A 22,987-nucleotide genomic window follows, 5' to 3' on the forward strand; every position below is an offset into this window, starting at 1 on the left:
ACCAGGAAGGCGGGCGCCGGGCAGGGAGGGGACGGGGCGCGTCGCTTGTGGCTGACGGCGGGCGCCTGTTATTGACTCGCGAATCAACCCGCAGCGGGACAACCCCCAAGGACTCGCGATGCTCAACCCGTTCACCGAGGAGCACGAGGCGTTTCGCAGGACGGTGCGCGCCTTCGTGGAGAAGGAGATGGCGCCCTACGGTCTGGAGTGGGACCGGGCAGGCATCTTCCCCCGCGAGCTGTTCAAGAAGTGCGGCGAGCTGGGCTTCCTGGGCATCAACCACGACCCGAAGTTCGGCGGCAGCGGCCTGGACTACTGGTACGTGACGGCGTTCGCGGAGGAGCTGTCGCGCAGCCGCAACGCGGGCGTGAACATGGCGCTGCTGGTGCAGAGCCAGATGGCCACGCCCATCATCAACGAGATCGGCACCGACGAGCAGAAGCGCGAGTTCCTGGAGCCCGCGCTCAAGGGTGACCGCATCGCGGCGCTGGGCGTGAGCGAGCCGGGGTGCGGCTCGGACGTGGCGAGCATCAAGACGACGGCGCGCAGGGACGGCGACGACTACGTCATCAACGGCTCCAAGATGTGGATCACCAACGGCACGCGCGCGGACTTCATCACGCTGGCGGTGCGCACCGGTGAGGATGGCTACGGCGGCATCTCGCTGGTGACGTTCCCCACGGATGTGAAGGGGTTCGGCGTCTCCAAGAAGCTGGACAAGATTGGCAACCTGTCCTCGGACACGGCCATCCTCTACTTCGAGGACTGCCGCATCCCCGCGCGCTACGTGCTGGGCGAGGAGAACCAGGGCTTCTACCACATCATGACCAACTTCCAGGGTGAGCGCCTGGTGGGCGCCATCACCACGGTGGGTGGCATGGACCGGATGCTGGAGGACGCCCTCCAGTACGGCAACGAGCGCGAGGCGTTCGGCCGGCCGCTCATCAAGTTCCAGGTGTGGCGCCACAAGTTCGTGGAGCACCTGACGGCGGTGGAGGCGGCGCGGCGGCTCAACTACTACGCGGTGGACCTCTACGACCGGAAGGAGAACCCGGTGAAGGAGATCTCCATGGCGAAGCTGTTCGCCGGAGACCTGGCCCAGCGCGTGGCCTACGACTGCCAGCAGTTCTTCGGCGGCATGGGCTACATCGAGGAGACGCCCATCGCGCGCATGTGGCGCGACGTGCGGCTCATCACCATCGGCGGCGGCACGTCCGAGGTGATGAAGGAGATCATCTCCAAGCTGTACGGCTTCTAGCTACTTCCTGCCGAAGAGGGCCTCCGCGGCGCTGAGCATCGCGTCGCGTGAGGCCTTCTGGTGCAGGCCGCCTTCGCCCAGCTGGAAGAGTTCGCAGAAGTTGGCCTCGTCCTTGTCGCGGGGCGCCTCCGCGAAGGGCTCCTTGCAGGCCTTGGCCACGGACTCGTCGAAGTGCCGGCAGTTGCGGCACGAGCGCAGGTCCTCCTCACAGCCGGGACACGTGTCGCGCCGGCCGACTTGATTCGCGATGATGTCGAGTGCGTGTCCGCAGTGCGCGCAGCCGGGCATGGCGGTCCTCCCCGTCAGGACGGTAACGGGGGCATCCTGCCAGAGTCCGGTTTAACGCTGGACGCTGGGTGCGAACGCCGGGGTGGGCAGGGAGGAGGCTTCCTGGGGCCGGCGCAGCTCGCCGGTGGCGTCCAGGAGCTGGTCGTCCAGCCGCTTGAGGAGGAAGAGGACGTAGGCGGACAGGCCGGACAGGACGGCGGCCATGATGCCCAGCAGCATGCCGCGCTGCCAGCGGTGGGCCTTCTCCATCACGCCGCGGCGTTCCTTGAAGGTCTTCAGCTGGGCGTCCACGGAGGTGCCGTCCAGCTTCTGGGCGAAGTCGGAGGCCTGGGCGCTGCCCCGGGCCATCAGCCAGCGCCCCTCCGCCTGCAGGGCCTCGGCGCGCGCGTAGCAGAACGCCGCCCCACCCGCGAAGAGCAGGGAGATGCACAAGGCCGCTGTCACGCTCCGGGTGCCCATGCCACCAACCCTCCGGCAAATCCGTGGGCGCGGCCAGCCGACAGGCCGCGACTGCTCCGGCTTTCCGAAGACAGTAGCGGATGCTAGGGACGGCTTCTGACATGGGCAAGCCCTACCGTCCTAAAGACCACTATTTCCAGAAAGCCAAGCAAGAGGGACTGCGAGCGCGTTCCGCGTTCAAGGTCGATGAGATCCTCAAGCGCTTCCCCTCGTCCGTGAAGAAGGGCGCGGCGGTGCTGGATCTGGGCGCGGCGCCCGGCGGGTTCCTCCAGATATTGGCGGACGCGGTGGGGATGCACGGGCGCGTCATCGGCGTGGACATCTCGGCCATCCGTCCCTTCTCCCAGAAGTGGGTGACGACGGCGGTGCTGGACGTGCTCGCGGACGACTTCGACGCGAAGCTGGCCGCGCTGTACGACGGCCCCTACGACGCGGTCATCTCCGACATGGCGCCCAAGACGTCCGGCATCAAGGGCACGGACGAGGCGCGCAGCCTGCGGCTCGCGGGCAAGGCGCTGGAGGTGGCCGCCACGCGCGGCCGGCCCGGCGGCACGTTCGTGGCCAAGGTCTTCATGGGGGGCGACTTCGAGGCCTTCCGTGACGAGGTGCGGCAGCACTTCGAAGAGGTGAAGATCGTCCGTCCGGAGGCCACGCGCGGCGCCAGCATGGAGGTCTACGTGGTGGGTCTGCGGCGCCGGGCCCCGGCGCCCTCGGCCACTTGAAACAGAGAAGGGAACGCCAGGGACGCGGGCGGCGTCTAGAGTGCCGCCCCTATGTCTTCTCCACCACGCTCGCGTGCTTCCGTCGTCGTGTTGTGCCTGCTGTCCCTGGTGCTGTCCTCCGTGTCCGTGGCGGCGCCCGCGAAGGCGCCCCCGACGTGGAAGGCCATCGACGCGCTCGTCGAGGACGACAAGGTCGAGTCCGCCGCGCAGGGAGCCGAGGCCCGGCTCGCCGCGGCGAAGGCCCAGGGTGACGCCGACGAGTGGACGCGCGCGCTGATCCGCACGGTGCAGCTGCGCACGCGGCTGCATGGCTATGAGACGACGGTGCGCTTCCTGCGTGAACAGCCCTGGCCGCAGGGGTTGCGGCAGCAGGCCACGCTCCACCTGTTCTACGCGGCGGTGCTCGCGAACTACCAGCGGTCGTACAGCTACGAGATTGGCCAGCGCGAGCAGGTGGTGTCCACGGGGCCGGTGGACCTGAAGGCGTGGACGAAGGATCAGATTTCAGCGGAGATCCAGCGCACGTACGCCAGCGTCTGGGAGTCGCGGCAGAAGTTCGGCACCGAGCCGGTGAAGGGGCTGTCCGAGTACATCCAGCCCAACACGTATCCGGAGGGCATCCGCTCCACGGTGCGCGACGCGGTGACGTACCTGTGGGTGGGCTCGCTGGACGACACGGGCCTGTGGCGGCCGGAGCAGGAGCAGGGCGTGTACCGGCTGGACCTGGGCGCGCTCCTGGACAGCACGCCGAAGGTGGAGCTGAAGGACCCTTCCGTGCACCCGCTGATGAAGGTGGTGGCGGTGCTGGGGGACCTGGAGGCGTGGCACCTGGCGGCGGGCCGGCGTGAGGCGGCGCTGGAGGCGCGGCTGCGGCGCTACGAAGTGCTGTCAGCGTCGTTCACCGAAGCCGCGGACAAGCGGCGCATCCGGGAGCACCTGGCCGCGCACCTGAAGGGCTTCCGGGACGTGCCGTGGTGGTCCAAGGGGCAGAACCAGCTGGCGGAGATGGAGGCACAGGGGGGCCGCGCCATCACCGCGCATGCCCTGGCGAAGGCGGGCGCGGAGGCGTGGCCGAAGTCGGTGGGCGGCATGCAGTGCGCGGCGCTGGTGGCGAGGCTGGAGGCGCCGGAGCTGTACGCGACCGGGATGCAGGTGGACGGGCCGGGCAAGCGCTCCATCCTGGTGGGCCACCGCAACGTGGGCACGGTGTACTTCCGGGCGTACGCGCTGGATGTGGAGGCACGGCTCGCGAAGCCCGACGAGGACCTGTCGCTGCTCCCCTCCACCGCGGAGATGCTCCGCATGGTGGCATCGCGCAAGCCGGAGGCCGCGTGGAGCATGGCGCTGCCGCCCACGCCGGACTTCCAGCGGCACCAGACGTTCGTGACGCCGCCGGCGCTCAAGGCGGGCGCGTACACCATCGTCATGTCCACGCGAGAGGACTTCGCGAAGAAGAACAGCCGGATCCTCTCCCTGCCGATGTCCGTGTCGCCCTGGGCGGTGACGGTGCGCAAGGCGAACCCCAACCTGGCGGAGGTCCACGTGGTGGACGGCGCCACGGGGGCGGCCGCTCCGAACGTGGAGGTGCGGTTGGTGAGGTCGGACTACGGCACCCGCCGCTTCAACGTCGTCAGCCGCCGCACGGACGCGAACGGCGACCTGTTGCTCAAGGGCACGGACGCCAACCGCTACGAGGACATGCAGTTGGTGTTGGGCCGGGGCAAGGGCGTGATGGTGCTCCCGGGCTCGGTGTACCTGTCCCCCCTCTATGAGTCGACCCCGCAGGACCAGACGCTCATCTACACGGACCGCGCCGTCTACCGTCCCCAGCAGAAGCTGCTGTGGAAGGTGGTGGCCTACCGTCCGGAGGAGGCGTCGAAGCGCTACCGCGTCCTGCCGGATTCGGCGGTGACGGTGTCGCTCGTCGACCCCAACGGCCAGGAGGTGGCCAAGCGCGAGGCCCGCACCAACACGTTCGGGTCGGTGGCGGGCGAGTTCGACATTCCCTCGGGGCGGCCCCTGGGCCAGTGGACGGTTCGCACGCGCCCCAACGGCTACGCGAGCGTGCGTGTGGAGGAGTACAAGCGGCCCACCTTCGAGGTGACGCTGAAGGACGCGCCGGAAGCGCTGCGGCTCAACCGGCGTGCGACGTTCAAGGGCGAGGCCCGCTACTACTTCGGCCTGCCGGTGACGCGCGGCGCGGTGAAGTGGCGCGTGTCGCGCGAGCCGGTGCTGCCGCGCTGGTGGTTCTGGGAGCGCATCCCGGCCACCACGGAGCTGGTGGCCTCCGGTACGGCCACGGTGGGTGAGGACGGCGGCTTCACCGTGGCGTTCACCCCGGAAGCGGACGAGCGGCTCGCGAAGGCGCAGGGCATGTCGTGGCGCTACCGCGTGGAGGCGGACCTGACGGACGAGGGCGGCGAGACGCGCTCCGCGAGCCGTTCCTTCCGCCTGGGCTTCGTGTCGGTGGAGGGCCGCGTGGACTCCGACGTGGGCTTCGTCCGCGAGGACTTCCCGTCGGAGGTGCGGCTCGTGCGCTCGAACCTGGATGGCGCGCCGCAGGCTGGAGCGGGCCGCTGGCGGCTCATCGCCTTGAAGGCTCCGAGCCGTCCGCTGATGCCGTCGGAGGTTCCGGTGGAGAATCCCAAGCCCCTGGACGCGGACGTGCAGTCGCTCAAGGAGGCCTCGCCCACGCCGGGTGACGCGCAGAGGGGCCGCTGGGACACGAACTACGACGTGGAGCAGACGCTGCGACGCTGGGACGACGGCGCGGAGGTGGCGCAGGCGGCCGTGACGCATGGCGCGGACGGTGTCGCCACCGTGAAGCTGCCGGCGCTGCGCGCGGGGACGTACCGCCTGCGCTACGAGACGACGGATGCGTTCGGCCAGAAGGCCACCGCGCAACGGGACTTCGTGGTGGCGGGGGCCCACGCCCCGGCGGGGTTGCCCGCGGTGCTGGCGGCGGAGCGCGCTTCGGTGCGCGTGGGCGAGGTGGCGCGGCTGATGGTGGCCTCCGGCTTCGAGGGCCAGCCGCTGGTGATGGACGTGTACCAGGGGCACCAGCGCGTCGAGCACCGCCAGCTGACGGCGGGGCAGGGGCGCGCGGTGGTGGAGCTTCCGGTGACGGAGTCCCTGCGTGGCGGCTTCACGGTGGTGCTCTCGATGGTGCGCGACTGGCAGACGCTGAGCTTCCAGCAGACGGTGGCCGTGCCCTTCGATGACAAGGAGCTCAGCCTGGAGTTCGCCACGTTCCGCGACACGCTGCGGCCCGGCGCGAAGGAGACCTTCCGCGTGACGGTGAAGGGGCCGAAGGGCGCGAAGCTGGAGGCGGGGGCCGCGGAGCTGCTCGCGTACATGTACGATCAGTCACTCAACGTCTTCGGACCGCACACGCCGCCGCAGGTGGCACAGCTGTATCCGCAGCAGACGGTGTACGTGGACTTCCGGGCATCCGGTGGCGTCTTCGGCGCGGACTGGCTCTTCGATGAGTTCGTCCGGGAGGGACCCTCCGCGCCGGAGCTCAGCGACGACACGCTGAAGTTCGAGGACGGCTACGGGCTGGGCGGTCCGGGCTACCGCAATTACTACGGCGGCCAACGCCTGCGCGCGATGAAGCCCGGGGCCGTCCGGCGGGAAGCTGACGCTGCACCGCCTCCGCCACCACCGCCGTCGCCCGCGCCGTCCGCCGCGGAATCCGCGCCGAAGCCCGGCCGGGTGCTGGAGCAGAAGCGGCGAGAGATCATCCAGATCATCAAGGGGGAACCCGGCCCCCCGGAACCGGGGGAAGGGTCGGAGGAGCCGCTGCGCTCCAACTTCGCGGAGACGGCGTTCTGGATTCCGCAGCTGCTCACCGGACCGGATGGAGCGGCGGTGCTGGAGTTCACGGTGCCGGACTCGGTGACGGCGTGGGACGTCTGGGTGCACGCGCTCACGAGGGACTTGCGTGGGGGCTCCACGCAGCGCTCCACCCGCAGCGTGAAGGAGCTGATGGTGCGCCCGTACCTGCCGCGCTTCCTGCGCGAGGGCGACCGCGCGGAGCTGGAGGTCGTGGTGAACAACGCGGGGGCCCAGACGCAGCAGGGCCAGCTCACGTTCGACATCGTGGATCCGGACACGCAGAAGAGCCTGCTCTCGGAGTTCGGCGTGAAGACGGCCTCGCAGGCCTTCACGGTGGCGGCGGGGAAGGGCACGAACCTGCGCTTCCCCATCACCACGCCCGCGCGGGTGGGGCCGGTGGCCTTCCGCGTCGTCGCGAAGACGGGCGCGTTCAGTGACGGCGAGCTGCGGCCCCTGCCGGTGCTGCCCGGCCGCATGCACCTGTCGCAGTCGCGCTTCGCCATGCTGAACAACAATGACCGCCGGACACTGACGTTCGATGACCTGAAGAAGTCGGACGACCCCACGCGGGTGAACGAGCAGCTCGTCGTGACGGTGGACGCGCAGCTCTTCTACTCCGTGCTCCAGGCGCTGCCGTACCTGGTGGACTACCCCTATGAGTGCACGGAGCAGACGCTCAACCGCTTCGTGTCCACGGGCATCGTCTCCAGCCTCTTCAACAAGTATCCGGCGGTGGCGAAGGTGGCCAAGGACCTGAGCGAGCGCAGCACTCGCTTCGAGACCTTCGACGACGTGGATCCGAACCGGAAGATGACGCTGGAGGAGACGCCCTGGCTCAACGAGGCGAAGGGCGGGGCGGAGTCCGACCAGGCGCTCCTGCGCGTGTTGGATCCGAAGGTGGCCCAGGCCCAGCGCGTGTCCTCGCAGGCGAAGCTGCGCAAGGCGCAGAACGCGGACGGTGGTTTCCCCTGGTGGCCGGGCGGCCCGTCGTCGCCGTACATGACGCTCTACATCCTGCATGGCCTGTCGCGCGCCATGGAGCACGGGGTGGAGGTGTCTCCCTCCATGACGGAGCCCGCGTGGGGCTACCTGGCGAAGCACTTCCGGGACGACTACGCGAACCGGCTGATGAAGAAGGACCTGGGCTGGGAATTCCTCACGTTCCTCAACTTCGTGGCGTCGGCGTATCCGGATGCGCGCTACACGGGCGAGGCGCTCACGGCCGCCGAGCGGCAGCGCATGCTCGACTTCTCCTTCAAGCACTGGAGGGAGCACTCGCCGTACCTCAAGGGGTACCTGGCGCTCACGTTGAACCGGTCGAAGCGCACGAAGGACGCGCAGAAGGTCTGGGACAGCGTGATGGACTCCGCGAAGACGACGCAGGACCTGGGCACGTACTGGCAGCCGGAGGACCGGAGCTGGCTCTGGTACAACGACTCCACGGAGACGCACGCCTTCGCGCTGCGCACGCTGTCGGAGCTGCGCCCGAAGGACCCCCGGCGCGCGGGCCTGGTGCAGTACCTGCTCCTGGACAAGAAGGTGAACCACTGGAAGTCCACGCGCGCCACGGCGGAGGCGCTCTACGCGCTCGTCAACTACATGGAGGCGGAGGGTTCGCTGTCCGCGCACGAGGAGCTGAAGGTGACGGTGGGCTCCAAGGCGGTGACCATGCGCTTCTCGCCGGACGTGTACACGGGGAAGAAGAACCAGGTGGTCGTCCCCGGCCCGGAGGTGAACGCGACCACGGCGACCACGGTGGTGGAGAAGACGACGCCGGGCTTCGCCATCGCGTCCGCCACGTGGCACTTCTCCACGGAGCAGCTGCCCAAGGAGGAGCGCGGTGACTTCTTCCAGGTGTCGCGCCGTTACTTCGTGCGGATCCGCGAAGGCAACCAGACGCTGCTGCGCCCACTGTCGGACGGCGCGAGGCTGCGCCCCGGCGACGAGGTGGAGGTGCAGCTGTCGCTGCGCACGAAGCACGCGGCGGAGTACGTGCACCTGAGGGACCCGCGCGCCGCGGGCCTGGAGCCGGAGAACGCGCAGTCCCGCCACAAGTGGGACCTGGGCATCGTCTGGTACGAGGAGACGCGCGACTCGGGGACGAACTTCTTCTTCGAGTCGCTGCCGGCCGGTGAGTACAACTTCAAGTACCGGCTGCGCGCGAACATGGCGGGCACCTTCCGCGTGGGCCCGGCGACGGTGCAGTCCATGTACGCGCCGGAGTTCACCGCCTACTCCACGGGCACGGTGCTCACCGTGGACAAGGCGCAGTAGGTTTCAGCAGGGCAGGGGACCGGCGCTCCGTCGTGGCGCCGGTCCGCTACTCCGCGCAGGTGGCGGCTTCGTCGGTGGGGTGCAGCGTGGCGATGCCGTAGGTGCCGTTGCGCGTGCCGCACCAGATGCGCCAGTTGCCGCCACCCACGTCCGGCGCCGAGTACACGCCGCCTTCCTTCTTCGCCCCGCCGCGCGCACAGCAGCGCGCGAACGCCCGGGTTCCGATGGCGGCGATGGAGACCGCGTCCTGCGACGTCGAGAAGCCGCCCGTCCGCTTCACGCCGCAGGACCACGGGGACAGGCCCTTGAAGCGGATGAGGTACTGCTCGCCGCGCACCGCGTCCTCACCCCTGACCGGGCCCTGGTAGCAGACCTTTCCCTCCGCCTCGAGCTGCGCGTAGCGGGGCAGGAAGTGGAGGCCGCCAATCGGGCCGCGCTGCCAGTCGTCCCCGCAGAAGACGTGCGTGAACGCGTTGCGCGGGCCGGTGCTCACCCACAGGCTCGTGAGCCATTCGATGTTCGCCTGCCGCGAGCCCGGACGGCCCGCCGCGGACAGCGCGCGCTGCACCCGCGCGTCGTCGTAGTGCTTCGCGAAGAAGCGCTGCACGTCTCCGGCGCTCACGCTCGCGTCGGGACGCGCGGGGCACAGGTCCAGCACCTCGCGGTCCATCGCGGACAGCGCCGGGGCCTTGGCGAAGAGGGGCGGTTGATCACACGTGTTCGCGCAAGCCGCCGCGTCGCCCGGAGCCGGAGCGCGGCTCGCGGGTGCGCGCACCGCCACGGTGACTTCCTCCTCGTCGTCCGGCTCCGCCGCGGGAGCACCCGCACCGGCTCCGCTCCCGATGGGCTTCGCCTCCGCGAGGGACACTCCACCCCCTCGCGACGCCTGCTGCTGGCGCGTGTTCTCATGGTCCGCGCGCACGAGCGCGTCCGTGCCCGGTGCCTTCTGGACGGCATCCGTGGGCGTGCCATCGCAGAGCACCCAGCCCTCCGCCTTGGGCCCCTGGAGCTTGCACCACGCGCGGTCGGGGCCTCCCTTCTTCATGAGCGGATAGGACACGCCCGGCTGCACGGAGAAGACGACCTTGGAGGACTCGGGCTGGTCCACCGCGTCCACGGCCTCTTCGGTGACGAAAACGCCGCTCCCCGCGAAGGCGACGGGGGCAGTGGAGAGGGCCAGGAAGAAGCAGGCGAGCGACCCGGAGAGGCGCATGGTGGCCGGACTCTAACAGGGGTGCCCGAAGCCCGCTGTTCCCCGGTTGCGCCCGGCGCCACACCGCGAAATAAACGCGCCCGATATGAAACCGATGAATTTCCGAGGCCGCTGGGTGCTCATTACCGGCGCGTCGTCCGGCCTGGGGCTGGAGATGGCCCGCCTGCTCGCGAAGGAGCACGGCGCCCACATCATCGCCGTCGCCCGCCGCGAGGACCGGCTCACCGCGCTCAAGGCGGAGCTGGAGTCCGCGCACGGCGTGCAGGTGCTGCCCCTCTCCGCGGACCTCACCCGGCCCGGCGACGCCGCGCGCGTCTTCGAGACCGCCACGTCCGGCCGCACCGTCGACGGCGTCATCCTCAACGCAGGCGTCACCTACTTCGGCCACGCGCTGGAGCAGCAGCCCGAGTCCTTCGACGCGATGCTCGCCACCAACATCACCAGCGTGGTGCGCATGTCCCAGCTCTTCGGCGCGCACTTCGCGAAGCAGGACGGGGGCGGGGCGCTGATGCTCGTCGCCAGCACGGCGGGCTTCGCGCCGCTGCCGTACCAGACGGCCTACGCGGCCACGAAGTCGTTCGTCATCAGCTACGGACGCGGCCTGGCCTACGAGCTGCGCAAGGCGGGCGTGTCCGTCACCGTCTTCGCGCCCGGCGGCATCGCCACGGAGATGCTGTCGGTGTCCGGCCTGGACCGGAAGTTCAAGGCGGGCGACGTGGGCATCATGTCCGCGGAGGCCTGCGCGCGCACCGCCGTGGAGGCGTTCGTGCACCGCCGCGAGCTCTCCGTGCCCGGCGTCCTCAACCGCTTCCTCGCGACGATGATGAAGCTGTTGCCCCACGGCTTCATGATGGGGCGCTCGGCCGCGCTGTACGAAGGCGCGCTGCCGAAGGAGCCGCCCGCGCCCTGAATCAGGCCCGGGCGGCGTCCGTCGCGGCGGCTCAGGACAGCTTCACCCGCGTGACCTTCAGCTTGCCCACCTGCACGGTGTACTCGCCGGCCCCCAGCTCCGCCTTGGGGTCGGTGACCTTCTCACCGTTCACCTTCACGCCGCCCTGGCCCATCATCTTGCGAGCCTCGGTGGCGGAGGCGACGAACTTCGTCTCCGGCAGCAGCTTCGTGACGAGCAGCTTCTCCGCGCCCGCGAGCGACACCTCCACGAGCGGCAGGTCCTCCGTGGACAGCTCCTTCTTGGCGAAGCGCTTCTCGAAGTCCTCCGCCGCCTTGCGGCCGGCCTCCTCACCCTGGAAGCGCGCGGCCATCTCCTGCGCGAAGGCGACCTTCGCGGCCTTGGGGTGCGCCGCGCCGGACTTCGTCTGCTCCTCCAGCTCCAGCACCTGCTTGAGCGGCATGGCGGAGAGCAGCTTGTAGTACCGCCACATCAGGTCGTCCGTGATGCTCATCAACTTGCCGAAGATGTTGTCCGCCGGCTCGTCGATGCCCACGTAGTTGTCCAGGCTCTTGGACATCTTGGAGCCGGTGATGACGCCGTCCACCAGCTTCGCGTCCAGGCCCTCCAGGATGGGGCCGGTCATGATGACCTGCGGCTCCATGCCCTCTTCCTTCATCAGCTGACGGCCGACGAGCAGGTTGAAGAGCTGATCCGTCGCGCCCAGCTCCACGTCCGCCTTCAGCGCCACGGAGTCGTAGCCCTGCAAGAGCGGGTAGAGGAACTCGTGGATGGCGATGGAGGTGTTCTCCCGGTAGCGCTTCTTGAAGTCGTCGCGCTCCAGCATGCGCTGCACGGAGTAGCGCGCCGCCAGGCGGATCATCCCCTCGGTGCCCAGCGCGTCGAGCCACTCCGAGTTGAACTTCACCACCGTCTTGTCCGGGTCCAGGACCTTGAAGACCTGCTGCTTGTACGTCTCCGAGTTGACCTTCACCTGCTCGCGCGTGAGCGGAGGCCGGGCCGCGTTCTTGCCGGACGGGTCCCCGATGAGGGCGGTGAAGTCACCGATGAGGAACACCACCGTGTGGCCGAACTCCTGGAAGCGCCGCATGCGCGTGAGCAGCAGCGTGTGGCCCAGGTGCAGGTCGGGACGGCTGGGGTCGAAGCCCGCCTTGATGACGAGCGGCTTGCCCTTGTCATACGAGCGCTGGAGCTTCTTCTTCAGGTCCTCCGGCACGTGCAAATCCACGGTGCCGCGAGTGACTTCTTCGAACTGTTCTTCGGGGGTCGCCTTGCGCAGTGCGTCCGGGTTCATGGCGCCGCGGACACTAGCCCAAAAAAGACGACGGGCAGGGCGGGACTTCCATGTCCGCCCCACCCGTGGATGTTCGCCCGGCTCCCCGAGGCTCAGGCCCCGCTCAGGTGTCCAGGAAGTCGAAGCTGCGGCACAGGCCGCGCAGCGTCTGGCTCTCCGTGACGACCTGGTCCATGTCCACGTCGTCGATCGTCGTGGGCAGCACCTGGACGATCTGGTCGTTGAAGGCCAGACCCACCCGGCGGCTGCGCGAACTGGCCGCCTTGAGGGTGGCGTCGTAGTAGCCACCGCCGCGCCCCAGCCGCTTGCCGTCCGGGCTGAAGCCCAGACCGGGCACCACGAACAGGTCGATTTGGTCCACCGGAATCAGGTCCGAGGAGTTCGTGGGCTCACGGACGCCCAGGCGTCCCGGCTCCAGCTCGCTCTCCGACTTGATGGCCCGGAAGGCCAGGATGCGCCCGTGCACGTGGGACAGCGGGTAGCAGACGATCTTCTCGTCCTGCAACGCCGCGATGAGGATGTCCCGGGTAGGCACCTCGCCCCGGATGGGGGCGTAGAGCGCTACCGTCCGCGCATTCTGATAGTAGGGCGATGCCAGGAATCGAGACTGGACCTTGAGGCCACGCTCGTCGATGAGGTCATTGGTCATCGCCTTGCGGCGCGCCGTCAGTTCCTCACGAAGCGTTACCTTCTTTTCCGCCGCCGCCGCCACCGTATCCGCCGCCGTCTCGCTCACCGCCGCCGCTCCAAAGAAAGAGTCCCCCGCCGAGCCGTGTGTCCAGCGTCCATTGAACCCTTAGAAGCCAGGTGGGGACCGAAATCATGTCACCGCAGGCTTCCCTCATCCCCGGTGAAGGGGGAGGGCTTGCACATGGCGACCGAAACGGACCCCGGAATGGACGTATCGGTTCGAATTTCTGCTGGGCATCACGCACCCCGCAGGGAACAGACCTTTACCACTCAAATCCTGCTGCAAGTCCTTAGAATCACTGGGAAAATCCCAGGGCGTTCTGGGAAAATGATAAGGATGGAGAAGCGTGCGGTCAAGCCGTCCTCGCGCGTTTACAAGCCGCCCCGTGGACTTCTATGATGCCCGGGTCCCCGACATGTCGCTCCCGACCCCAACATTGGCTCTCGCGGCGGTAGCCTGCCTCACCTCCGGATTCGCCTGGGCGGGTCCGCAGATGAACAGTACCTATCAGGCAGATGCCTTCGGCCCCATCGAGTTGCGCTCGGACGGGGAACACCTCGTCGGCACGGCGCCGGCCGGGGGGCCCTGCCAGCGCCCGGTCGCCGAGCAGATCCTGACGGGGGACTTCCAGGGCAACGTCTTCCTGGGGGAGCTTACGCTCTGTCAGACGGGCGACACCTGCACCCCGTCCCGCAGCTTCCCGGTGATGCTCGTCTACAACGTGGAGGAGCGGGCGCTGGGTGGCGTGGTGAAGCTCGAGGACAGCTGCGAGTCCCCGGCGCTGCCCAAGAGCCGGATGCTGGTGCTCCGGGCGGCGGAGCAGGGGGCCTCGCTGACGCCCGCGACGGCGCAGGCCCCGGAGCAGCGCCAGGCGCAGGCTCCCGTGCCTCCTCCTCCGTCCGGTGGGGCCGCGCAGGTGGCGGCGCAGCGCCGGTTGGAGCCGCTGGACGTGGCGGCCACCCTGAAGCTGGGGCAGTCGCTGCTGGCCCAGAACCCCATCGCGGCGTCGCAGCAGTTCCAACTGGTGCTGTCCCAGGAGAAGGAGAAGAACAACGCCTGGGCGCTGACGGGCATGGGCGTGTCGCACTACCTGCGCAAGCAGCAGCCGGAGGCGCTCAAGTACCTGGAGCAGGCGCGCAACGTGGGCAGCGGCGCGGCCAAGGCGGAGGCCTTCTTCTGGACGGCGTGCGTGAAGCGGGCGGCGCAGGAGTCGGGGTTCGCCCAGGTCGCGCTGCGGCGTGCGCTGGCGGAGGGGTGGTCCCCGCCGGAGGGCAACGCGCTGGTGGAGCGCGAGCTCCAGCAGTTCGCCAATGAGGGAACGTTGTACGAGGCGCAGGTGAAGCAGGCCCGCGGTCGTAAGCGGGTCCAGGGCCGTGATCCGCAAGGAGCTGGCAGCGCCAGCCCGTGAACGCGCCGACTCCCGTGTCGAAGCCCATCCGCGTCTTCGGCAACTACGAAATCCAGTCGCTGCTGGGCAAGGGCGGCATGGCCGAGGTGTACCGCGCGCGCGTGCGCTCCGGTCCCTACGAAGGCTGGACGGTCGCGCTCAAGCGGCTGTTGCCCGCGCTCACCCGTGACCCGGCGTCGGTGGACCTGTTCCGCCGCGAGGCGCAGCTGTCGCGCCAGCTGGACCACCCGAACATCGTGAAGGTGCTGGACGCCGGGATGCTGGACGACGTGTCCTTCCTGGTGATGGACTTGGTGGACGGGCGCGACCTGGGCCACATCCTGCGCCGGTGCAAGGCGCGCGGGATTCCGCTCCCCGTCGACTTCGCGGTGTACCTGGCGAAGGTGCTGCTGGAGGCGCTCGCGTACGCGCACACCGCCACCGGCCCGGACGGGAAGCCGCTGGGCATCGTCCACTGCGACGTGTCCCCGTCCAACCTGTTCATCTCCCGCGTGGGGGAGATCAAGCTGGGCGACTTCGGCGTGTCGCGCGTGCTGGTGGACGGCAAGCTCCAGGGCGGCGAGGTGCTGGGCAAGCCGTACTACCTGTCCCCGGAGTCGCTGCAGGGCGCCGTCACGCCGGAGGCGGACCTGTGGGCCGCGAGCGTGGTGCTCTACGAGCTGCTCACGCTGGGCCGGCCCTTCGTGGGCTCGACGCCGGAAGAGGTCTTCGCGGGCATCCTGTCGCGCAAGTACCGGCTCCTGCGCTCGGTGCGTCCGGACATCCCGCAGGCGCTGGACGACGTGCTGGCGCGCGCGTTCGCGGAGAACCCCGAGGACCGCTTCCCGTCCGCGGAGGAGTACGCGAAGGCCCTGTCGCCGCACTTCGACGAGAACGTGGGGACGCCGCTGGCCATCGCGGCGGTGGTGCGCGGTCTGTTCGGCACCACGGACGAGATGCCCGCGTACCGGGGCTCGCCGCCCAACGGCCCCTCCGACGACAACGGGTAGCCGGGCGGGCAGGGCCCTGTCGCGTGGGCTCCCAGCCGGTGGAGCCCGCTGCGGCGCCTGCCCCGGATGATGACCTTTCCTCCCGCGAACATGCACCGGGAGGAATCCATGGCGACCGAGCGAAAGCAGCAACAGCCCGAACAGGACCACCCCACCCGAGAGACAAGGCGGGGCGACGAGCGGCTTCCGCCCAAGCCTGACGAGGCCAAGGAGGGCATCCCCGGATACGGGCAGCCGGATCCGGAGGTCCGCGAGAAGAACCTGCCGGACCAGAAGTGGTGATCAGCCCAGCGCGCGCACGCGGGGAACGTGGGTACAGAGCGCTTCCACCACGCGCTCCACCTCCGCCGGTGTGGTGGTGGGGCCCAGGCTGAAGCGCAGGCTGCCGCGCGCCTCGGCGGGGGAGAGGCCCATGGCGCGAAGCACGTGGGACGGGGACAGCGTGCCGGACGCGCAGGCCGCACCCGACGAGACGCGGATGTCCTCCAGGTCCAGCGCCATCAGCAGCGCCTCCCCCTCCACTCCGTCGAAGCGCAGGTTGCTGGTGTTGGGCACCCGGGGCGCGCCAGCGCCGTTCACCGTCACGCCGGGCAGCCGCTGGAGCACCTGCTCCTCGAAGGTGTCGCGCAGGGCCGTCACCCTCGCGGCGGTGCTGGGCTGATCCGCGGCGGCCAGCTCCAGGGCCAGGGCCAGGGCCTCGGCGTAGGGCACGTTCTGCGTGCCTCCGCGCCGGCCTCCCTCCTGGTGTCCGGGCGTCAGCGCCCGCACGTCCACGCCCTTGCGCACCACGAGCACGCCCACGCCCTGGGGGCCCCCGAACTTGTGCGCGGAGAGGGAGAGGAGGTCCGCGTCCACTTCGCGCAAGGTGAGCGGCACCTTGCCCGCGGCCTGCACGGCGTCAGTGTGGAAGAGGATGCCGCGCTGACGGCACGCGCGCGCGGCCTCCGCCACCGGCTGCAGCACGCCCGTCTCGTTGTTGGCCCACATCAGCGAACACAGCGCGGTGTCCGGCGTGAGCGCCTCCAGCACGGCCTCCAGCGGCACCCGGCCGTTGGAATCAGGGGACAGCCGCACCACCTGGGCGCCGTCCTTCTCCAGCTGCGCGAGCGCGCCCAGCGCCGACGGGTGCTCCACCGTGGTGGACACCACGCGGCGGCGGTCCTTCAGCGGGCGGGCCGCGTACGCCCCCATCAGCGCGAGCGCATCCGCCTCGCTGCCCGACGCGGTGAAGGTGAGCTCCTTCGGCTCGCAGCCCAGGACGCGCGCCACCTTCGCTCGCGCCGCGTCCAGCCGGGCCCGGGCCTCGCGCCCGCCACCGTGCACGCTGGATGCGTTGCCGAAGCCGCCCTCCGTGAAGGCCCTGGCGAGCAGCGCGCCGACCTCCGCGCGCACCGGCGCGGCGGCGTTGTGGTCCCAGTAGATCACGTGTCCTGCGCGGACAGCAGCGACACCGGCCGCTCCTCGGAGACCCCAAAGGCTTCGAGGAAGCGCGACACCACCTCGCGCTTGAGCGCCTTGCGCTTGGCCGCGCTGCCGGACAGGGGCAGCCGCGCGCCCGCCATGCTGCCGTGGCCGCCGGACGAACCACCCAGGTCCTCGCACAGCTCGCGGATGAGGCGGCCCGCGTTCATGCGCCGGTCCTTCACCCGCAGGCTCAGGAAGAGCTGGTTGCGGAACGTCCCGTACGCCAGGGACCACTTCATCCCTTCCAGGTACATCATCCGCTCGGCCACCTCCGCGACCATGTCCGGGGAGTAGACCTCCTCCAGGTCGGTGATGATGGCGGTGCCGTAGACCTTGGCCTTCTCGATGGACGTGTGGAACAGCTGGAAGAAGCGCGCCGGCAGCTCCGGGTGCTCAATCTGTCCCAGCAGTTGCTTGTCACAGCGGGGGAACAGCCACAGGTAGCTGTCCACGTCCGTCTGGGTCGTCTCACGGCCCAGGTCCCGCGTGTCCGCCTTGATGCCGTAGAAGAGCGCGGTGGCGATTTCGACGGACGGCTCCAGCCGGGCGGCCCGCAGGTACTCCGCCAGCATGGTGGAGGTGGCGCCGAAGTCGCCGCCCACGTCCGCGAAGGGGGCCAGCAGGCTCTCCTCGCGCAGCGGGTGGTGGTCCACCACCAGGTCCGCGCGGTAGCGCGCCGGCAGCGAGTGGTTGCGCACCGGCGGCTGCGTGTCCACCAGCCCGAAGAGGTCGTACTGGCTGAAGTCGATCTGCGACACGTGCGACACCGGCAGCCGGAGCACACGCACGAAGGCGACGTTCTCCGCCCGGCCGATGATGCCGCCGTAGCCCACGTGGGCTTCGATGCCGGCCTTGCGCTCCAGCAGATGGGCGAGCGACACCGCCGCCGCCATGGAGTCCGGGTCCGGGTTGTCGTGGGTGAGGATGAGCGCCCGGCGGTGACCCTTGGCCACCTGGAGCAGGCGGGCCAGCTTGTCGGCGGCAGGCAGCTTCGCCAACCGCGCTGGCGGAGGCTCCGTGAGCTCGCTCCCGGCGGGAAGCTGGGTGCGGCGGCTTTGGAGGGACGGGGTCACGGGCATGGGGACTCTTCTTTTACTTCCTCCGCCACGGGGATTCGAGAAGTCGGATGTTCTCCCCATGACGTTCCAGGGGTGTTTCCAACACCCCAATGGTGTCGACGTGCCGCGCGTTCTTCACGCCGCGGCGGAGGACGGGTGGGACGCCTGCTCCCTCGCCAGTCCTCCGGGGGCACGCCGCCCCGTGCGCGCTACTCCACCGTTTTGTACTTGCGGCCGAGGTCGCGGAAGTACTTCACGCCGTTGTCCAGCGAGTTCTCCATCGCGTCCATCAGCACCGTGCGGAACGTGGCCACGGGCGCGCGGAAGGACTCGTAGTAGCGCTGCCGGTCGATGGAGTGGATGACCGCGGGCATGTAGCCGTTGCGCAGCAGGATGAGGTTGCTGCACATGCGCCCCACCTTCCCGCTGTGCTCGGTGAAGGGGAAGATCTGCAGGAACTCGTGCTGCACCACCGCCGCCTGTTTGATGGGGTGGAACTCGCGGAACTCCGCGCTGGCGGTGTGGTCCACGAGCTTCTCCAGCCGGGCCTGGATCTTCGCGGGCTGGGTGATGTCGTGGAAGTAGGTGCGGTGCAGGGGCATGTCCTTGCGCAGCCCCGCGCGGTCGCGCTCCTTGGCCAACTCCTTCTCCGTGCGCTCGCGGCGCTCCATGCGCGCACGCTCGGCCAGGGCTTCCGGCGTGTTGCCCAGGAAGAGGTCGTGCATCCGCTTGATGGTGGTGAGCGTGAGCGCGGACTGCTTCTTCGCGCCCGCGGCCTCCTCGCGGATGAAGTCCGCCACCGCCTTGTGGTTGCGGATCTCCAACACCACCGGGATCATGGAGGCTTCCGCCGCCGTGCGCTCCGGGAAGAGCGCGGCCATCAGCTCCTGGTGCGTGTACACGACGCCTTCGAGCGCGGCGTCGTGGTAGATCCACGACATCTCGAAGCGGTCGAGGTACTCACGCGCTGGCGGCTTACCCTTGTAGATCTCAAGGTACTCGCGCAGCTGCTCGTTCTTCTCGTCGATGTCCTGGTAGCGTTCCTTCACGGACTGCGGCTCCTTCTCGCTCCGGCCCGCCCCGGGCGCTGGTTCCCAGAGGCTGCGCCGGGAGGTACAACGGCACGCGGAGTCTAGAAATTCCGCGCGGTTGGAACAAATAAAACCCGACTAGAGATTCACCAGGAACACCTCGCAGGCCTGATCCAGCAGGTCTTTTGAAAGGGCTGGCGGGATTTGCCGGTATCGGGCCGCGTCCCGGATGAGCGACACGAGGTCGCGGGGGTGGCAGGAGCGCATCTCCATGCTGCGCGGCTTGTAGTAGTGCTCCACCAGGTAGGTGATGGCCTGGTCCACGTAGGGGATGCCCGCCGCTTCGCACACCCGGCGGAAGATCTCCCGGTAGGACTCTTCGTCCGGATTGCCCACTTCAATCTTGTACTTGATGCGCCGCAGGAAGGCCTCGTCCACCAGCTCCTTGGGGTCCAGGTTGGTGGAGAAGACGAGCAGCTGATCGAAGGGAATCTCGAACTTCTTGCCGGTGTGCAGGGTGAGGAAGTCCACCCGCTTCTCCAGGGGGACGATCCACCGGTTGAGCAGGTCCGTGGGGTGGACCTTCTGGCGGCCGAAGTCGTCGATGAGGAGCATGCCGCCGTTGGCCTTCACCTGGAACGGCGCCTCGTAGAAGCGGGTGCTCTCCGAGTAGATGAGGTCCAGCGTCTCCAGCGTCAGCTCGCCGCCCACCACCACGGCGGGGCGCCGGCAGAGCGACCAGCGCTTGTCCATTTCGAACGTCTGCCGGCGGCCGTTGGCATCGCGACCCACCTCCAGCGACACGGGCGTGTGGATGATGCGGTCGAAGACCTTGATGATCTGGTTGTCGATTTCGAGGCAGTGCGGGACGAACACCTCGCCGCCGAACATGTGGGAAATCGCCTCCGCCAGGCTCGTCTTGCCGTTGCCCGGCGGGCCGTAGAGGAAGAGCGAGCGGCCGGAGTTCACGGCCGGGCCCAGCTTGTCCATCAGCTCCGCGGAGACGGTGAGGTGGCCCAGGGCGGAGACCAGGTCCTCCTGGCCCACGACGGGCGTCTCCTCCGTCTGGCTGCTGATGAGGGCGTTGTACTGCTCGATGGGGACGGGGGCGGGGCCCACGTAGGTGGAGCGGGTGAGGGCGTCACGCGCGTACTCGCGGCCCTTCTCCGTGAGGGCGAACTCCACGGACGCGCGGCCAAAGCCCTTGCCGCCGCGCAGGTCCACCAGCTTCTCCGCGGCGAGGAAGTCCACCACGTGCTCCACCACGCCGGACCAGGGCAGGCACATGCTCTCCGCGATGGCCATGCCCGTGCCGGTGCCGGCGTAATAGAGGAACTTGAGGCCCAGGTCCGCGAGCAGACCCATCCTCAGGCCCGTGTCCTCCAGCGACTTCGGCTCACCCGGAGCGATGTCGAGGACGGACGGGTTCTCCAGCTTGAAGGGATTGTCTTCGTACGCGTAGCCGGCGGGAGGCATCGGGTACGGGTTCTACCCGATTCCCCCGTCCGCCGGGACTTCACGTCCGCTGGACTGTCCTCAAACGTAGGTCAGCCAGTCCGCATAGCGGGCTTCCTGGCCCCGCACGACGCGGAAGTACATGTCCTGGACGAACCGGCTGATGGGGCCGGGCTTGCCGTCGCCAATCTGCCGGTTGTCCACCTCGCGCACGGGGGTGATCTCCGCGGCGGTGCCGGTGAAGAAGACCTCGTTGCAGATGTAGAGGGCGTCACGGGTGACGGTGACCTCCTCGATGGTGGTGTGGCCGGCGTCGCGCAACAGCCGGAGCACCGTGTCGCGGGTGATGCCGTCCAGGACGGGGGAGGAGAGGGGCGGCGTCTTGATGATGCCCTTCTTGTTCACGAGGAAGATGTTCTCCCCGGAGGCCTCCGCGACGAAGCCGCTGATGTCCAGGAGGATGGCCTCGTCGTAGCCGGCCATCACCGCCTCGCGCTTGGCGAGGATGGAGTTGACGTACTGGCCGGTAATCTTGCCGCGCACCATGTTCACGTTCACGTGGTTGCGCGTGAACGAGCTGACCTTGGCGCGGATGCCTTCCTTCATGCCCTTGTCGCCCAGGTACGCGCCCCAGTCCCAGGCGGTGATGCCCACGCGGGTGGGGTTCACGGCGCCCAGGCCCATGGCGCCGTCGCCCATGAAGGCGACAGGGCGCAGGTACGCGCCGTTGGCGAACTGCGCCTTCTGGGTGCGCAGCAGCTCCAGCGTGGCCTCCACCAGTTCATCCTCGGTGTAGGGCATCTGCAGCATGATGATGTGCGCGGAGTCCATCATGCGGCGGATGTGCTCGCGCAGCCGGAAGACGGCGAGCCGGCCGTCATGGGTCCTGTAGGCGCGGATGCCCTCGAAGACGCCCAGGCCGTAGTGGAGGGCGTGCGTCATCACGTGCACGTTGCCCTCGTCCCATTTCATCAGCTTCCCATCGAGCCAGATGTGTTCGGCGCGCAGCACGGTGGATGAGGTCGAGCTCATCGGGAAGTTCCTCTCGGGCTAGGGGTGGGACAGCTGAGGGACTTGTACCCAGGCCCAATAGGGACGCAAAGCGTGAAACGCCAACGATCGGCGTTCCGCGGTCGTTCCCGCGCGCCGCTCTGCGTCAGGCCTGCGCGATGGTGGGCAGGTTGGCGCGGGCCTTCTCGATGTCGCCCTCGTATTTGAGGACGAGGTTGAGCGTGGCGGCGACGACGTCCGCGCTGAGCGCTTCCGCGTTGAGCAGCGTCAGGCTCTGCGCCCAGTCCAGTGTCTCGCTGATGGACGGGGCCTTCTTCAAATCCAGCGCGCGGATGGCGGCGACGGCCTCCACCACCTGCTCGGCCAGCACCTGGGGGACCTCCGGCAGGCGCGAGCGGACGATTCTCAGCTCGCGCTCGCGGTCCGGGAAGTCGATGTGCAGGTGCAGGCAGCGGCGCTTGAGCGCGTCCGACAGCTCGCGGGCGTTGTTGCTGGTGAGGATGACACGCGGGACATGCTTCGCGCGGATGGTGCCCAGCTCCGGCACCGTGACAGCGTTGTCCGACAGGACCTCCAGGAGGAAGGCCTCGAACTCCGGATCCGCCTTGTCGATTTCGTCCACCAGCAGCAGCGCGGGCGTGTCCGACAGCTGGGCCTGGAGGATGGGGCGGGGGAGGAGGAAGCGCTCGGAGAAGAACACCGCGTCCCCGGAAGCGAGCCGGTCCGCGGCCTCCGCCAGCGTGGACGTGCCCTGGGTCAGCTCGCCAATCTTGTCCTTGAGCAGCTGGGTGTAGAGCAGCTGCTTGGCGTACTCCCACTCGTAGAGGGCCTTGGCCTCGTCCAGCCCCTCGTAGCACTGGAGCCGGAGGAAGGTCCGGTCCAGCGCCTGCGACAGGGCCTTGGCCAGCTCCGTCTTGCCCACTCCGGCCGGGCCCTCCACCAGGATGGGTTTGCCCATCCGGTCCGCGAGGAACACCGCCGTGGCGATTTCGGGGGACGACAGGTAGCCCACCGCCTCCAGGCGACGCGCCGCGTCCTCCACGCTGGTGAACGAGCGGATCTCCGAAGTCAGTTGGGGGGGGCTCACACCCGTCAACTTAACCGACGGTTCCGTGGCCACTGCGGCAAAAATGCCAGGGTTGTGGGGGCGCCGTCCGCACTCTTGAGGAGCTTGGGAGCTGTAACCCTGCGGAATCAGGGTGCGTAATTATTTTCGCACCGCGGGCATGCACCGTGCATCTATGCGGGCGTATCTCAGGACGACGAGGTCGCGGGTCATGTGGGCGTGGCTGAAGCTGGCGATGGCGGTGTTGGTGGTGGTGATGCCGGGGGGCTTCCCCCTCGTGCTGGCGTACATCGCGACGCGGACGCTGCTGGAGCGGTGGCGGCAGGCGCAGGCGCTGGCGCTGGAAGAGGGCCGTCCGGTGTCGGTGGTGCGGGACGTGGTGGGCGCGCTGCACTTCCGGGACCTCATCCGTGAGGCGAAGGCGGCCACGGCGCTTTAACCGTCGCGGGACAGCCTTGAGATGGACGAAGGGCCCGGCACTCCATGGAGTGCGCGGGCCCTTGTCGTTTCCGCCGGGTTTCCGGCGGTGGGCCCTCCCGGGTGAGGGGAGGGCCGGGGT

19 protein-coding genes and 1 other RNA gene are annotated in these 22,987 nt (G+C 69.0%); 8 read left to right on the forward strand and 12 right to left on the reverse strand.

From position 1 onward, the window contains the following. Positions 1-118: 118 nt before the first annotated feature. Positions 119-1,258 (forward strand): acyl-CoA dehydrogenase family protein, encoded by a 1,140-nt coding sequence (locus D7X30_RS27575; RefSeq protein ID WP_120565957.1) that lies wholly within the window; start codon positions 119-121, stop codon positions 1,256-1,258. On the opposite strand, the gene D7X30_RS27580 is transcribed toward D7X30_RS27575, so the two are convergent. Both D7X30_RS27580 and D7X30_RS27585 read right to left on the reverse strand, forming a co-directional pair. After that, positions 1,259-1,546, reverse strand: a complete 288-nt coding sequence (locus D7X30_RS27580) for a hypothetical protein (protein WP_120565958.1) — start codon at positions 1,544-1,546, stop codon at positions 1,259-1,261. Between the two features lie 51 nt (positions 1,547-1,597). Further along, positions 1,598-2,005, reverse strand: a complete 408-nt coding sequence (locus D7X30_RS27585; RefSeq protein WP_120565959.1) for a hypothetical protein — start codon at positions 2,003-2,005, stop codon at positions 1,598-1,600. A gap of 80 nt (positions 2,006-2,085) precedes the next feature. Between D7X30_RS27585 and D7X30_RS27590 the strand changes: the two genes are divergently transcribed. Both D7X30_RS27590 and D7X30_RS27595 read left to right on the forward strand, forming a co-directional pair. After that, the gene (locus D7X30_RS27590; protein ID WP_120565960.1) at positions 2,086-2,727 is read left to right on the forward strand and encodes an RlmE family RNA methyltransferase; all 642 of its coding nucleotides are present in this window, start codon (positions 2,086-2,088) and stop codon (positions 2,725-2,727) included. A 51-nt stretch (positions 2,728-2,778) separates the two neighbouring features. After that, on the forward strand, positions 2,779-8,838 hold the full coding sequence (locus D7X30_RS27595) for an alpha-2-macroglobulin (protein ID WP_120565961.1): 6,060 nt from the start codon (positions 2,779-2,781) through the stop codon (positions 8,836-8,838). A gap of 46 nt (positions 8,839-8,884) precedes the next feature. On the opposite strand, the gene D7X30_RS27600 is transcribed toward D7X30_RS27595, so the two are convergent. After that, positions 8,885-10,051, reverse strand: coding sequence for an EndoU domain-containing protein (locus D7X30_RS27600; protein WP_120565962.1), 1,167 nt, complete (start codon positions 10,049-10,051; stop codon positions 8,885-8,887). 85 nt (positions 10,052-10,136) lie between these two features. Between D7X30_RS27600 and D7X30_RS27605 the strand changes: the two genes are divergently transcribed. Further along, the gene (locus tag D7X30_RS27605) at positions 10,137-10,961 is read left to right on the forward strand and encodes an SDR family oxidoreductase (protein ID WP_120565963.1); all 825 of its coding nucleotides are present in this window, start codon (positions 10,137-10,139) and stop codon (positions 10,959-10,961) included. A gap of 31 nt (positions 10,962-10,992) precedes the next feature. On the opposite strand, the gene tyrS is transcribed toward D7X30_RS27605, so the two are convergent. From tyrS to ssrS, 3 genes are all read right to left on the reverse strand, one after another. Continuing rightward, positions 10,993-12,255, reverse strand: a complete 1,263-nt coding sequence (gene tyrS / locus D7X30_RS27610) for a tyrosine--tRNA ligase (protein WP_120565964.1) — start codon at positions 12,253-12,255, stop codon at positions 10,993-10,995. Positions 12,256-12,358: 103 nt separating this feature from the next. Beyond that, positions 12,359-12,991 (reverse strand): 5-formyltetrahydrofolate cyclo-ligase, encoded by a 633-nt coding sequence (locus tag D7X30_RS27615; RefSeq protein WP_199724560.1) that lies wholly within the window; start codon positions 12,989-12,991, stop codon positions 12,359-12,361. 19 nt (positions 12,992-13,010) lie between these two features. Next, a non-coding RNA gene (ssrS, locus tag D7X30_RS27620) (6S RNA) lies at positions 13,011-13,203 on the reverse strand. Positions 13,204-13,439: 236 nt separating this feature from the next. On the opposite strand from ssrS, the gene D7X30_RS27625 reads away from it, so the two are divergent. The 3 genes from D7X30_RS27625 (at position 13,440) to D7X30_RS42410 (ending at position 15,625) form a co-directional block, all read left to right on the forward strand. Then, the gene (locus D7X30_RS27625) at positions 13,440-14,354 is read left to right on the forward strand and encodes a type IV pilus biogenesis/stability protein PilW (protein ID WP_120565965.1); all 915 of its coding nucleotides are present in this window, start codon (positions 13,440-13,442) and stop codon (positions 14,352-14,354) included. Beyond that, entirely contained in the window at positions 14,351-15,343 is a 993-nt protein-coding gene (locus tag D7X30_RS27630) for a serine/threonine-protein kinase (RefSeq protein WP_120565966.1), read from the forward strand. The genes D7X30_RS27625 and D7X30_RS27630 overlap by 4 nt, the downstream gene beginning before the upstream one ends. A 108-nt stretch (positions 15,344-15,451) precedes the next feature. Beyond that, positions 15,452-15,625 carry a hypothetical protein gene (locus D7X30_RS42410; RefSeq protein WP_199724561.1) on the forward strand — a complete coding sequence of 58 codons (174 nt, stop codon included), beginning with the start codon at positions 15,452-15,454 and terminating at the stop codon, positions 15,623-15,625. Here the strand turns inward: D7X30_RS42410 and D7X30_RS27640 are convergent, their stop codons facing one another. The 6 genes from D7X30_RS27640 to D7X30_RS27670 all read right to left on the reverse strand — a co-directional run bounded on the left by D7X30_RS27640 (position 15,626) and on the right by D7X30_RS27670 (position 22,449). Beyond that, positions 15,626-16,768 carry a cysteine desulfurase family protein gene (locus tag D7X30_RS27640; protein ID WP_120565968.1) on the reverse strand — a complete coding sequence of 381 codons (1,143 nt, stop codon included), beginning with the start codon at positions 16,766-16,768 and terminating at the stop codon, positions 15,626-15,628. Next, on the reverse strand, positions 16,765-17,886 hold the full coding sequence (locus D7X30_RS27645; RefSeq protein ID WP_120565969.1) for a bifunctional oligoribonuclease/PAP phosphatase NrnA: 1,122 nt from the start codon (positions 17,884-17,886) through the stop codon (positions 16,765-16,767). Before D7X30_RS27645 ends, D7X30_RS27640 begins: the two co-directional genes overlap by 4 nt. A 188-nt stretch (positions 17,887-18,074) precedes the next feature. Continuing rightward, entirely contained in the window at positions 18,075-18,914 is an 840-nt protein-coding gene (locus D7X30_RS27655) for a Fic family protein (RefSeq protein ID WP_014397865.1), read from the reverse strand. A gap of 120 nt (positions 18,915-19,034) precedes the next feature. After that, positions 19,035-20,372, reverse strand: a complete 1,338-nt coding sequence (locus D7X30_RS27660) for an AAA family ATPase (RefSeq protein WP_120565970.1) — start codon at positions 20,370-20,372, stop codon at positions 19,035-19,037. Positions 20,373-20,432: 60 nt separating this feature from the next. Continuing rightward, positions 20,433-21,383, reverse strand: coding sequence for a branched-chain amino acid transaminase (locus tag D7X30_RS27665; RefSeq protein ID WP_120565971.1), 951 nt, complete (start codon positions 21,381-21,383; stop codon positions 20,433-20,435). Positions 21,384-21,507: 124 nt separating this feature from the next. Beyond that, entirely contained in the window at positions 21,508-22,449 is a 942-nt protein-coding gene (locus D7X30_RS27670; RefSeq protein WP_120566062.1) for a MoxR family ATPase, read from the reverse strand. Positions 22,450-22,639: 190 nt separating this feature from the next. Between D7X30_RS27670 and D7X30_RS27675 the strand changes: the two genes are divergently transcribed. After that, positions 22,640-22,867, forward strand: coding sequence for a hypothetical protein (locus tag D7X30_RS27675; protein WP_120565972.1), 228 nt, complete (start codon positions 22,640-22,642; stop codon positions 22,865-22,867). Positions 22,868-22,987 lie beyond the last annotated feature (120 nt).

The organism is Corallococcus sp. AB011P (genome assembly GCF_003611605.1).
GTDB classification, from domain to species: domain Bacteria; phylum Myxococcota; class Myxococcia; order Myxococcales; family Myxococcaceae; genus Corallococcus; species Corallococcus coralloides.